Below are 11,719 nucleotides of genomic sequence, written 5' to 3'. Positions count from 1 at the left end.
CCCGCGAACCCAACGCGCGCAGGGTCTTGTGACGCAACATAGCCGGTTGACCGTTTTCGCCAGCCGACGAAGTATTGCCCGCGACGCCGTATCACGGTACTGTCACAATCCTGTTGCACCTACACCGTATCCCCGTGCCAAGAGGGATGGCTCGAAGGAGAATCACTCGTGCATACAGTTATGCCGGAATGTGACACTCGGCCGAACGCCAGCAGCGCCTTGCTCGCCGGACGTAATGTCGATTCCGTCATAAAAGGCGCAGCGCTCGGCCGTATCGGCAATCTCGAAGTGCGGCTCGCCCGCAACGAGGCCGAGATCGCGGCCGCGCAGGAAGTGCGCTACCGTGTATTTTATGACGAGCTTGGCGCCAGGAAAGATCTGTTCCAGGCGCAGGATCGCCGCGACGCCGACCGCTTCGACCCGCTCTGCGACCATCTGCTCGTCCTCGATACCTCGCTTTCCGGCCCTGAGCACCGCCGCATCGTCGGCACCTATCGCTTGCTGCGGCAAGAAATCGCGGCAACCGCCGGAGGCTTCTATTCCGAAGGCGAATTCGAGCTGACCAAGCTCATCGCTCGTCATCCCGGCCAGCGTTTCCTGGAACTCGGCCGCTCCTGCGTCTTGCCGGAATACCGTTCGAAGCGCACCATCGAGGCGCTGTGGCAAGGCATCTGGGCTTATATCAATCATTACGAGATCGGGGTGATGACCGGCTGTGCCTCCTTCCACGGCACCGTGCCGGCCGCGCACGCCGAGGCGCTCACCTATCTCGCCCATCACTGCCGCACCAACTCGGCCTGGGACGTGCGCGCTGTGTCCGGGCGCTATTGCTCCATGGACCTGATGCCGATCGAGGCGGTCAACACCAAGGCGGCGATCGCGGCGATGCCACCCCTGGTCAAGGGCTATCTGCGGGTCGGCGCCCGCATCGGCGATGGTTGCGTCATCGACCGCGAATTCTCGACCGTCGACATTTTTGTGGTGATGCCGGTCAAGGAGATCGGCGCCCGCTACGTCAACTATTATGGCAGCGAAGCGCAGCGCTTCGCGGCGTGAGCGAGTAGGCAGTAGGCAGTAGGCAGTAGGCAGTAGGCAGTAGTGAAGACGCTACGATTCATGCTTCGGTGACTACTGGCTATTCCCTATCCCCTCTCTTCATGGAATGTCTTCCGGCCGCCGGCCGGGCCGGCTTTTGTAGGCTGGAAACGTCCAGCCGAAACGGAGTGCACCGCCGCGCACCGCGAACGCCGCGGCGAAGCCGGCGAGTTCTGAAACGATCGGCGGCAATCCTGTGACGTCGCCAGCCGTGAAGATTGCAGCGCCTGCGAGAGCGGCCGTAACGTAGATTTCCGGCCTCAGCAGCACCGAAGGCTCCCCGGCCAGCAGATCACGCAGGATACCGCCTGACGTGGCGGTGAGCACGCCGGTGATGACGGAGACGACCGGCGAACCGGTAATGGCCAGACCCTTGGCTGCGCCCATCACCGAAAAAGCGGCCAGCCCGATGGCGTCGAGCCAGAGCAGCCATTTCCAGCGGGATTCGACACGGTGCGCACCAAAGAACACCAGCACCGCGACCGCCGCGCAGATCAGCACGTAGCTGGAGTTGGCGACCCAGAAAACCGGCAGATTGAGGATGACGTCGCGGAGCGTGCCGCCGCCGATACCGGTGACGCTGGCCAGGAACAGGAAGCCGATGATATCGAGTTGTTTGCGCGACGCCGCCAACGCCCCCGTCGCCGCGAAGACGGCAACGCCGGCATAGTCGAGAAGGGCGATGGGGTTCATGAGTTAGGCGGTTAGGGAGTATGGGAGTATGGGAGTATGGGAGTATGGGAGTATGGGAGTATGGGAGTATGGGAGTATGTTTAGCACGAAGCCGCATGATTCATACGGCTTCGTGTTTTCCTGCCCTGCCCCCTACTCACTTATTCCCTATTCCCTAATCACGCATCCTTCTCCGCCTGCTCATTGACCGGCCCTGGCTCGACCGGCGCGTCGGCGGCAATTTTCGGGCCGCCCTTGGCGACGCCGACCATGGCCGGGCGCAGCACCCGCTCGCCGATCGAATAGCCCGGCTGCACGACCTGGACCACGGTGTTGGCCGGCACGTCGGGATTGGGCACTTCGAACATCGCCTGGTGGAAATTGGGATCGAACTTCTCGCCTTCCGGCGCGAGTTTCTTGACCCCGTGCCGTTCCAGCGCCGACAGCATGGCGCGCTCGGTCAGGTCGACGCCTTCGATCAGTGCCTTGAAGCCGGCGTCCCCCGACGCCTTGGCCTCGGCGGGAATGGCATCCAGCGCGCGGCGCAGATTGTCCGACACCGACAGCATGTCACGAGCGAAATTCGCCACCGCATAGGTTCGCGCGTCATGCACGTCGCGCGCGGTGCGGCGGCGCAGGTTCTCCATCTCGGCCGCGACACGCAGCGCGCGGTCCTTCAGTTCTTCGTTTTCCTTCAGCAGTCGTACAAGCGCTTCATAGTCGCCATCGATGCTGCCTTCCGTGCGCTCGGCATTGGCCTCGGCCGCCTCGGCTTCACTGGGCGCGCGTTCGTCTTTTGCCTGGTCGCTCATCGCCGTTTCCCGTCATCTTGAATGGTGTGGATTTTGTGCCCGATATCGAGGTTCGCAGGCCAAAAATCAAGGGGAAAGCGACCCTAAGGAGCTTTGACCGGACCTGGAATGCGCCAAGGCGGTACTTCGATTTTAATTCAAATTTTACCGTACTTGCCGGCTTTGCTTGCCACAAGGACGGGATGCGGGAACCATTCCGTCGTTGGAGGAGTTTCGGACCCGACACAGGATTTTTAAGATGATGACCCGCAACAAGCTTGAAAAAAGCGAAAGGCTCGCCGCGGAAGTTCGGCGCCAGCTCGGTGCCGAGACGATGGCGCGCTTTCTGCGCACCTTGCCAACCTTCCGCACCGAGACCGACATCCCCGATCGATTCAGGCAATTGCTCGACCGCCTTGACCGGGTCGAGGACGGCGACGCCTGGCGGCGGCAGTAGGCTCCTCGTCCGGCCTTACGCGACAATTACGCACAGTAACTTTACGTGATGGCCGGCTTGCGGCGGCGGCGCACCCTGCCTATGCTTCCTGATGAACATGATTTCCCCCGAAATGGCGGCCAGTAGCAAGCGCGCCTGGCTCAAGATTCTGGCACGCTACAAGAAGCCCGACAGGCGGCGCAGCGCACTCGAACTCGCCATTACCCTCATTCCTTTCGCCACGCTGTGGGCTCTGTCTTCCGCCACCTATGCCTACGGCCATTGGTGGGGGCTGATCCTCATCCTGCCCGCGGCCGGGTTCCTGGTGCGGATCTTCATGATCCAGCACGATTGCGGCCATGGCTCGTTCTTCGCCAATCGCATTGCCGACGACTGGATCGGCCGTGCGCTCGGTGTCCTGACGCTGACGCCCTACGATTGCTGGCGGCGTGCCCACGCCGTGCATCATGCCAGCGCCGGCAATCTCGATGAGCGCGGCATGGGTGACATCAGGACGTTGACCGTCGCCGAGTACCGGCGCCTGTCCTGGCGCGGCCGCCTGGCCTATCGCCTCTATCGTCATCCGCTGGTGATGTTCGGGCTCGGGCCGATCTGGCTGTTCATCTTCTCACAAAGGCTGCCCATCGGCATGATGCGCGGCGGCCTGACGCCTTGGGTGTCGTCGATGACCACCAATCTCGCCATTGCGCTTGCGGCGGCATTGCTTATCTGGGCCGTCGGTCCCGGCGCGTTCCTGATCGTCCATCTGCCGATCGTCATTCTCGCCGGTTCGGCCGGCATCTGGTTGTTCTACGTCCAGCATCAGTTCGAGGAGACCGAATGGGCGAAGGACGAGGAATGGCAGTTCCAGCACGCCGCCCTGCACGGCTCGTCCTACTACGACCTGCCGCCGGTGCTGAACTGGTTCACCGGCAATATCGGCGTCCACCACGTCCACCACCTCTCCGCCAAGGTGCCCGGCTACCGGTTGCAGGAAGTGCTGCGTGATTATCCGGAACTGCGCGGTATCGGCCGCGTCACGCTGCTCGACAGCCTGCGCTGCGTCAAACTGGCCTTGTGGGACGAAAGCCGCAGCAAGCTGATATCGTTCCGAGAGGCACACGCGGCGCTGTAGCGCTTGCCTTGCTCTCCATCAACGGAGAGGTGAAGCGTGGTCCGCGCAATGGACGAAAAGCCAATTGTCTGGCTTTTCGAACAATGCCCAAGAGCCGGATGAGGAAGCAGCGCCGAGCTTTCCGACCTGAGTTGAAAGCATAGACGAACAGCCGGTTCTCAGAGCCTCAGGCCGCCTGCCGCTCGTCGCGCATCAGGATCTCGCCGTGGCGGATCTCCGTACCCAGCACCTTCAGGCATTCGCGGATGAAATTGGACAGGCCCGGCCAGCCCTTGGCAGATACGAGATTGCCGTCGACATGGGCTCCGTTCGGCGCGACGTCGATATAGATGCCGCCGGCCAGCGTCACTTCCGGCTCGCAATAGTGAAGCGCCGCCACCTCCCTGCCCCGCACCACGCCGTCGACCGCGATCAGGATCTGCACGCCGTGGCAGATGGTGAAGATCGGCTTGCCGGTCTCATGGAAGTGCCGCACCAGCGCCTGTACGCGCTTGTCGATGCGGATGTATTCGGGCCCGCGCCCGCCCGCCGCGTAGACGGCATCGTACTGGCCCGGATCCACTTCGGAAAACGTCTTGTTGAGGATGTAATCGTGGCCGAGCTTTTCGGTGTAGGTCTGGTGGCCCTCGAAATCGTGCAGCGATGTCTTCAGCACGTCGCCAGCCTTCTTATCCGGGCACACGACATGCACGGTGTGGCCGACGGCATGCATGGCCTGCTCAAAGACGAAAATCTCATATTCCTCGCTGAACTCGCCAACGAGCATCAATATTTTCTTGCCAGCCATTCCCGGTTCCTCCCTTTGTGGCCATTAATTTCGGGTGATGAAATAATCGACTTATCCTAAGGGCAGGACGGTGAAAGGGAAAGCGGAAATCGCCCTATTGGTAAGACCAGTTTTCGGAGACTGGCACGATCTCCCACAAATAGAGTCGTTAACAAGGCCGAAATGGTGCCATTGGTTCGACCAGACTACGGTCAGGCAACCGCCTTGATCATGTCCGCGGCCTTCTCGGCTATCATGATGGTCGGCGCATTGGTGTTGCCGCCGATCAGCCTCGGCATCACCGAGGCGTCGACGACGCGCAAGGCTTGCATGCCGTGCACACGCAGTTCCGGATCAACCACCGCCATATCGTCGATGCCCATCTTGCAGGTGCCGGCCGGGTGATAAATCGTGTCGGCGCGGGCGCGGATATGGGACATAAGCTCCGCATCGCTCGACACGCCGGCCGTGTAGATTTCCTTGTGGCGGTATTTGGCCAGTGCCGGGGCCTCCAGGACACCGCGCATCATTCGGACACCCCTCAGCAGAAGCTCGCCGTCGCGTTCGTCCGATAGAAAGCGCGGGTCGATGCGCGGTGGCGCCAACGGATCCGCGCTCGACAGCCCGACCTCGCCCCGCGAATATGGCCGCAGCACGCAGACGTGGCAGGAAAAACCGTAACCCATATGCAGCTTGCGGCCGTGATCGTCGACGATGGCGATGCAGAAATGCAGTTGCAGGTCGGGCCGGTCGATCGCCGGGTTGGATTTGAGGAAGGCGCCGCCTTCCGCGTAGGGCGTGGCGATCATGCCGCCGCCATCCCTGCGCCAGCGCAGCATATGCCGCAGCAGGCCAGGCAGACCGCGCAGGCCGATGCCCATCATATCGGCATCCCTTGATGTCCAGCCCATGATGAAATCGAGATGATCCTGCAGGTTCTTGCCGACGCCGGGCAGTTCGTGCGCGACGGCAATGCCATGTGCGGCAAGTTCGACCGCTGGGCCGATGCCGGACAACAACAGCAGTTGCGGCGAACCGAAGGCGCCGCCGCAGATGATGACTTCGCGCCCGGCTTTCGCCACGGCCTCGGTGTTGCCCTTGCGATACCGCAGGCCGGTGGCGCGCCTGCCGTCCAAGACAATAGCGGTGGCATGCGCGCCGGTGATGACGGTGAGGTTGGGCCGGCTCATGGCCGGATGCAGATATGCCGCCGCCGCCGAGCATCGTTCGCCTTTGCGGCGCTCGCCCCAGAACTGCGTCACCTATAAAGCCCCGCCCCTTCCTGCTCCGGTCCATTGAAATCGTCGTTGCGGCGTATGTGGTTTTCGCCGCAGGCCTCGACGAAGGCCCTTGAGAGCGCACGCGGCTCCTGCTGTTCGCCGACCCGCAGCGGTCCTTCGCTGCCATGTAGTGCGTCTGCACCGCGCTGATTGCCTTCGGCGCGCCGGAAATAGGGCAGCACGTCGTCCCACGACCAGCCCTGGCAGCCGAGGTCGGCCCATTCGTCATAATCGCCACGGTGCCCGCGCGTGTAGAGCATGGCGTTGATGGCACTGGAGCCGCCGAGCGCCTTGCCTCGCGGCTGGTAGCCCTTGCGACCGCCGAGCCCCTGCTGCGGCACCGTCTGGAAGGCCCAGTTGTTGATCTTCGGCCGGCCCGGCAGCAAGGCAATGATGCCTGCCGGCGCGCGGATGAGCAGGTTCCTGCCATCGCCGCCGGCTTCGATCAGGCAGACCGTTTTCGATGCGTCTTCGGACAGCCGCGCGGCCAGCGTGCAGCCGGCGGAGCCGCCGCCGGCGATGACATAATCGAAATCCATGATCTCCTCCCGGCACCGGCGGATGTTTCCGTCCGGACAGCCAAGAGAAGGCCCGATCAGAGCTGTTGTAAAGCGCTGCGCAATTACCGCTGCGTCAGCTGTTGCGAAGGCGCCGCCAGGAATATTTCGGACCCTTGGGCTCCGCTATGGCGGCCGGCTGGTAGTAAAGCCCCAATCCGCCGGTACGGCCCTCTTCCAGGCGCTTCAAGAGCACTGGATTCGAGATCTCGAACTCGTCGAAGCCAAGCCGCAGCATATGCGGCAACGGGTCGACCAGAATCTGCCCGGTGGCACGCAGCGCGCCCGTGAAATGATAGCGGTTGCGCAGCAGTTCGCCCTTGGAGAAAGACCGGCCGTCGCCGAAAGCCGGGAAGGCCAGCGCCACCAGCGACAGCTGGTCGAGCAGGTCGGCGATCTTCTCGAGCTGATCACCGGGCTGCAGCACGACGCCGAGCCGCTCCTTTGCCGAGCGGCGCACCTCCGGGTCGAGATCGAGGAACGCCTGCAACGGCAGGATGAAGCGGCCATTGCCTGCCAGCGCGTCGGCGCTTTCGGCATGGCTCCACTCGTCCTCGCGAAACCCTTCAGGGGTCCAGAGCCGGGTCTCCGGTGTCGTCGGTTCAGTCATCAAAATTCCTAAAAATTCAAAGAGCTCAAGGGCGTGCTGAAATTCAGGTCAGGCCGCTTCGAAAACGGCTGCTTCCGAGAACCGGAGCGGAGCGTACTTGAAGTACGTGAGCCCCGGAAGCGCAGGAAGCTGCCGTTTGCAGGCCGGCCTCACCTGAATTGCAACCTACCCTATAGTGATGCGTCGGTCAGCGACACTTCCAGTCCCGACAGGTGAATGCCGCACTCGGTCTTGGCGTGGCCGACCCAGCGGCCGCTGCGCGCGTCCTCGCCCGGCTGCACCGGCTGCGTGCACGGGAAGCAGCCGATCGACAGATAACCATAGGCGACCAGCGGATTTTCGCGCAGCGCATGCGAACGCATGTAGTCGGCCTGGTCCGACGTCGTCCAGTGCGCCAGCGGATTGATGCGGATGCGCGGGCCGACCGCCTCGAACACCGGAAGTGCGGCCCGTGTCGAGGCCTGGAAGCGCTTGCGACCTGTGAACCAGGCACGGAAGGGGGCCACGCCACGTGCCAGCGGCTCGACCTTGCGCACGTCGCAACAGGCATCGGTGTTGCTCTGATGCAGATTGCCGGTCGGGTCGATCCGTTCGAGCGCCGCTTCGTCGGGCTTGATCACCCGGATGTTGGTCAGCCCGAAATCGGCGACCAGCGCGTCGCGATAGCCGAGCGTCTCCTCGAAATGCTTGCCGGTATCGAGGAAGATGACCGGTAGCGTGCGGTCGATCTCCGCGATCATGTGCAGCAGCACCGCCGAATCCGCGCCGAACGAAGACACGGCGGCGATCTCATCGTGGAAGAGCTCCCTGGCCGCACGTTCGATGATCTCAAGCGGCTTCAAATGGCCATAGAGCGCATCGAGGCCCGCCGCCTTGGCGGCGGCGCCGTCCTCGACGTCGGCAATACGCTCAAGCGGCCTTGGCTTCGCCAGCATAGAGCGCCTCCTTGAACGGCCCGGGACCGACACGGCGGTAGGCGTCGATGAATATTTCCTGTGGATTGAGTCGAAGGCCGAGATAGGTATCGACGATCGTCTCGATGGCGTCGGTGATCTCTTCCGACGAGAAGCCGCGGCCGATGATCTCGCCGACGGAGGTGTTTTCGTCGGCCGAACCGCCGAGTGTCACCTGGTAGAGCTCGGTGCCTTTCTTCTCGACACCGAGGATGCCGATATGGCCGACATGGTGGTGGCCGCAGGCATTGATGCAGCCGGAAATCTTGAGCTTCAATTCGCCGATCTCGCGCTGCCGCTCCAGTGAGGCGAAGCGTTGCGAGATTTCCTGCGCGATCGGGATCGAGCGCGCCGTCGCCAGCGCGCAATAATCGAGGCCCGGGCACGAGATGATGTCCGAGATCAGGTTGGAATTGGCCGTTGCCAGCCCGATGTCGACCAGCGCGTCATAGACGGCCTTCAGGTCGGCGCGCGCCACATGCGGCAGGATCAGGTTCTGCTCGTGGCTGACGCGCAACTCGTCGAAGGCGTACTTCTCGGCGATGTCGGCGACCGCTTCCATCTGGCTGTCGGTCGCATCGCCCGGTACTTCGCCGATACCCTTGAGCGAGATGGTTACCGCCGCGTAGTCGGGATGGCGATGCGTCACCACGTTCTGGTCGAGCCAGTCCGAGAAGCCCTTAGAATCCAGCCGCGCCACCTTGACGGCCGCGTCGCCTTCCGGGCGCCCGGCCAGCGCCGGCGGCGCGAAATAGGCCTCGATGGCGCGGATGTCCGCCTCAGGCAGCTTCAGCTCCGCATCCTTCAACTCCTGCCACTCGGCCTCGACCTGGCGGGTGATTTCCTCGGCGCCTGTCTCGTGGACCAGGATCTTGATGCGCGCCTTGTATTTGTTGTCGCGGCGCCCATAGAGATTGTAAACGCGCAGGATCGCCGTGCAGTAGGACAAAAGATCGGCTTCCGGAAGGAAGTCACGGATCTTCCTCGCCACCATCGGCGTGCGGCCCTGGCCGCCACCGACATAAACGGCGAAGCCAAGTTCGCCGGCGGCGTTCTTCTTCAGGTGCAGGCCGATGTCATGCGTCTGGATGGCGGCGCGGTCGCGCTCGGCTCCCGTCACCGCGATCTTGAATTTGCGCGGCAGGAACGAGAATTCCGGATGCACCGACGACCACTGCCGCAGGATTTCCGCATAGGGGCGCGGATCGGCGACCTCGTCGGCGGCGGCGCCGGCAAAATGGTCGGCGGTGACATTGCGGATGCAGTTGCCGCTGGTCTGGATGGCGTGCATCTCGACGCTGGCCAGGTCCGCCAGGATCGCCGGAATGTCCGACAGCGCCGGCCAGTTGAACTGGATGTTCTGGCGCGTGGTGAAATGGCCGTAGCCCTTGTCGTATTTGCGGGCGATGTGGCCGAGCATGCGCAACTGCTTGCCGTTCAGCGTGCCGTAGGGCACGGCGATGCGCAGCATGTAGGCGTGCAGCTGCAGGTAGACGCCGTTCATCAGCCTGAGCGGCCGGAACTGGTCCTCGGTGATCTCGCCGGACAGCCGGCGCTGGACCTGGTCGCTGAACTCGGCGACGCGGGCCTGGACAAAATCGTGGTCGAACTCATCGTAACGGTACATGCTTCGTCTTTCAGGGCGCGTCCGCCCACCTTTCACTTTCAGTCTGGCTTACGCCGCCCGTATAGCCTGCTTGCCGAGATCGCCACGAATGGTGGGACCGGCGGCGCGGATCTTCTCGCGCAGCCGCACCGGCTCGACGACGCCGTCGACGACTTCCGCGTCGATCAGATTCACGTCCACCACTTCATTGTCGGCATAGGCCTTGACGCCGATTGCCTCCAGCCGATCCTCGGCCGCCTTGTCATGGGCAAGGTCTGCATGGTCCACCGTCTCGGCCCAGCCGCCATCGGCGTACCAGACGGCGATGCCGTCGCCGAGGCGATTGGCGGTCAGTATCTTCATGGCTGAACTCCCTCGGTGACCGCTACGGGCGCATGCCTGTGTGCCGCGAGCGGCTCGGACCGCTCGAAATTGGCGCCGGCGACAGCGTCGCCGATAATGGTCATGACCGGGCCCGACAGATCGGCGCGCGCCTCCAGCGACGGCAGGTCGGCGAGCGTGCCGTGGAAGCGTCGGCGATTGGTCAGGCTGGCATTCTCGACCACGGCGACCGCCGTGTCCGGCGACAGGCCGGCCTCGATCAGCCGGCCGGCAACTTCGGCCGCGACCGAACGGCCCATATAGACGGCGACGGTAGCACCGGAAATGGCGAGCTTGGCCCAGTCTGGCAATGAATTGCCCTTGAGATCGTGCCCGGTGGTGAACACCATCGAGGAGGAAACACCGCGCAGCGTCAGCGGCAGCTCGAAATCGGCGGCAGCGGCGAAGGCCGCGGTGACGCCAGGAACCACCTCATAGGCGATGCCGGCATCGCGAAGCGCCGCCATCTCCTCGCCGGCGCGGCCGAACACCAGCGGGTCGCCGGACTTCAGCCGCACGACGCGCTTGCCCGCACGGCCGAGCTCCACCAGCAATGCATTGATTTCGGTCTGGCTCTTGGTGTGGCAGCCCTTGCGCTTTCCCACCGGCAGACGCTCGGCATCGCGGCGTCCCATGGCGACGACCGCCTCCGGCACCAGCGCGTCATGGACGATGACGTCGGCTTCCATCAGGAGACGATGCGCCCGCAGGGTCAGGAGATCCTCGGCGCCGGGACCGGCGCCCACCAGGGCGATGTGGCCGCGAACCGGCGCGTCGGAAAACAACAGATCGGCGGCGGCTTCGCGCGCCTGCGAAAACTCGCCGGCCTCGACGGCGCGCGCCGGCGCTCCGCCGAAGAAGTCGCTCCAGAAACGGCGGCGTATATTGCCCTTGGGCAATCTCTCGGCGGCATTGCGGAACGAGGCGGCAAGCGCCGCCAGCGGCCCGAGCGACGGCGACAGCATGCGGTCGATGCGGCCGCGCAGCATCTGCGCCAGCACCGGGCCCGCGCCTTCGGTGCCGATGGCAATGGCGACCGGTGCGCGGTTGACCAGCGCAGGCGTGAAGAAATCGCAGAGGTCCGGCCGGTCGACCGCATTGACCGGAATGCCCAGCCGGCGCGCGTCGGCGGCCACGCGACGATCGAGCGCCTCGTCGCCGCTGGCGGCAAACACCATCACGGCGTCTTCAAGCTGCGAGGCGTCATACCCCGCGGCCACATGGTTCGCGCCGGTCTCGGCGATGAAGGCCAACAGCTCCGGTTCGGCATTTGCGGCGATGATGTACAGAGCCGCGCTCGACTGGGCGATCAGCCGCGCCTTGGCCAGCGCCTGCTCGCCGCCGCCGACAATGGCCACAGCTTCGCCCTCGACCCGCATGAAGACGGGAAAGGCGTTGAGTTTGGTGGTGGCTTGCGGCATCAGAAAAGCAATCCGG

General features: G+C 63.8%; 11 protein-coding genes and 1 pseudogene. 3 read left to right on the top strand and 9 right to left on the bottom strand.

Annotated features, from left to right (window positions below; genetic code table 11):
* The first annotated feature begins 180 nt into the window (after positions 1 to 180).
* The gene (locus EJ077_RS05035; protein ID WP_245458766.1) at positions 181 to 1,056 is read left to right on the top strand and encodes a GNAT family N-acetyltransferase; all 876 of its coding nucleotides are present in this window, start codon (positions 181 to 183) and stop codon (positions 1,054 to 1,056) included.
* Positions 1,057 to 1,155: 99 nt separating this feature from the next.
* On the opposite strand, the gene EJ077_RS05030 is transcribed toward EJ077_RS05035, so the two are convergent.
* Together EJ077_RS05030 and grpE are read right to left on the bottom strand one after the other, a co-directional pair.
* Complete coding sequence (locus tag EJ077_RS05030; RefSeq protein WP_127870002.1) at positions 1,156 to 1,788, bottom strand: trimeric intracellular cation channel family protein; 633 nt, start codon at positions 1,786 to 1,788, stop codon at positions 1,156 to 1,158.
* A 158-nt stretch (positions 1,789 to 1,946) separates the two neighbouring features.
* The gene (gene grpE, locus EJ077_RS05025; protein WP_127280462.1) at positions 1,947 to 2,579 is read right to left on the bottom strand and encodes a nucleotide exchange factor GrpE; all 633 of its coding nucleotides are present in this window, start codon (positions 2,577 to 2,579) and stop codon (positions 1,947 to 1,949) included.
* Positions 2,580 to 2,817: 238 nt separating this feature from the next.
* Between grpE and EJ077_RS05020 the strand changes: the two genes are divergently transcribed.
* Together EJ077_RS05020 and EJ077_RS05015 are read left to right on the top strand one after the other, a co-directional pair.
* A complete protein-coding gene (locus EJ077_RS05020; protein ID WP_208700095.1) occupies positions 2,818 to 3,015 on the top strand; it encodes a hypothetical protein in 198 nt (65 codons plus the stop codon).
* A gap of 91 nt (positions 3,016 to 3,106) precedes the next feature.
* Entirely contained in the window at positions 3,107 to 4,129 is a 1,023-nt protein-coding gene (locus EJ077_RS05015; protein WP_208700093.1) for a fatty acid desaturase, read from the top strand.
* 166 nt (positions 4,130 to 4,295) lie between these two features.
* Here EJ077_RS05015 and EJ077_RS05010 read toward each other — a convergent pair whose 3' ends face one another.
* From EJ077_RS05010 to cysG, 7 genes and pseudogenes are all read right to left on the bottom strand, one after another.
* Positions 4,296 to 4,916 (bottom strand): DJ-1/PfpI family protein, encoded by a 621-nt coding sequence (locus tag EJ077_RS05010; RefSeq protein WP_127280673.1) that lies wholly within the window; start codon positions 4,914 to 4,916, stop codon positions 4,296 to 4,298.
* 191 nt (positions 4,917 to 5,107) lie between these two features.
* Positions 5,108 to 6,714 (bottom strand): annotated as a pseudogene (locus tag EJ077_RS05005) (GMC family oxidoreductase).
* A 94-nt stretch (positions 6,715 to 6,808) separates the two neighbouring features.
* Entirely contained in the window at positions 6,809 to 7,342 is a 534-nt protein-coding gene (locus EJ077_RS05000) for a DUF934 domain-containing protein (RefSeq protein ID WP_208700091.1), read from the bottom strand.
* A 170-nt stretch (positions 7,343 to 7,512) separates the two neighbouring features.
* Complete coding sequence (locus EJ077_RS04995) at positions 7,513 to 8,277, bottom strand: phosphoadenylyl-sulfate reductase (RefSeq protein ID WP_208700089.1); 765 nt, start codon at positions 8,275 to 8,277, stop codon at positions 7,513 to 7,515.
* Positions 8,252 to 9,922, bottom strand: coding sequence for a nitrite/sulfite reductase (locus tag EJ077_RS04990; protein ID WP_208700087.1), 1,671 nt, complete (start codon positions 9,920 to 9,922; stop codon positions 8,252 to 8,254). The genes EJ077_RS04995 and EJ077_RS04990 overlap by 26 nt, the downstream gene beginning before the upstream one ends.
* Before the next feature lie 48 nt (positions 9,923 to 9,970).
* Complete coding sequence (locus EJ077_RS04985; RefSeq protein WP_208700085.1) at positions 9,971 to 10,264, bottom strand: DUF2849 domain-containing protein; 294 nt, start codon at positions 10,262 to 10,264, stop codon at positions 9,971 to 9,973.
* On the bottom strand, positions 10,261 to 11,703 hold the full coding sequence (cysG, locus tag EJ077_RS04980) for a siroheme synthase CysG (RefSeq protein ID WP_208700083.1): 1,443 nt from the start codon (positions 11,701 to 11,703) through the stop codon (positions 10,261 to 10,263). Before cysG ends, EJ077_RS04985 begins: the two co-directional genes overlap by 4 nt.
* Positions 11,704 to 11,719: the final 16 nt, after the last annotated feature.

The sequence above is a fragment of the Mesorhizobium sp. M8A.F.Ca.ET.057.01.1.1 genome (assembly GCF_003952565.1).
Lineage (GTDB): Bacteria > Pseudomonadota > Alphaproteobacteria > Rhizobiales > Rhizobiaceae > Mesorhizobium.
The sequence above is the reverse complement of the archived record's forward strand: the minus strand, read 5'-3'. Positions and strand labels throughout refer to the sequence as shown.

Bases quoted from the DNA above. Each gene is read 5' to 3' on its own strand.
- EJ077_RS05035 (WP_245458766.1), top strand. From the start codon at position 181: ATGCCGGAATGTGACACTCGGCCGAACGCCAGCAGCGCCTTGCTCGCC.
- EJ077_RS05030 (WP_127870002.1), bottom strand. From the start codon at position 1,788: ATGAACCCCATCGCCCTTCTCGACTATGCCGGCGTTGCCGTCTTCGCG.
- grpE (WP_127280462.1), bottom strand. From the start codon at position 2,579: ATGAGCGACCAGGCAAAAGACGAACGCGCGCCCAGTGAAGCCGAGGCG.
- EJ077_RS05020 (WP_208700095.1), top strand. From the start codon at position 2,818: ATGATGACCCGCAACAAGCTTGAAAAAAGCGAAAGGCTCGCCGCGGAA.
- EJ077_RS05015 (WP_208700093.1), top strand. From the start codon at position 3,107: ATGAACATGATTTCCCCCGAAATGGCGGCCAGTAGCAAGCGCGCCTGG.
- EJ077_RS05010 (WP_127280673.1), bottom strand. From the start codon at position 4,916: ATGGCTGGCAAGAAAATATTGATGCTCGTTGGCGAGTTCAGCGAGGAA.
- EJ077_RS05000 (WP_208700091.1), bottom strand. From the start codon at position 7,342: ATGACTGAACCGACGACACCGGAGACCCGGCTCTGGACCCCTGAAGGG.
- EJ077_RS04995 (WP_208700089.1), bottom strand. From the start codon at position 8,277: ATGCTGGCGAAGCCAAGGCCGCTTGAGCGTATTGCCGACGTCGAGGAC.
- EJ077_RS04990 (WP_208700087.1), bottom strand. From the start codon at position 9,922: ATGTACCGTTACGATGAGTTCGACCACGATTTTGTCCAGGCCCGCGTC.
- EJ077_RS04985 (WP_208700085.1), bottom strand. From the start codon at position 10,264: ATGAAGATACTGACCGCCAATCGCCTCGGCGACGGCATCGCCGTCTGG.
- cysG (WP_208700083.1), bottom strand. From the start codon at position 11,703: ATGCCGCAAGCCACCACCAAACTCAACGCCTTTCCCGTCTTCATGCGG.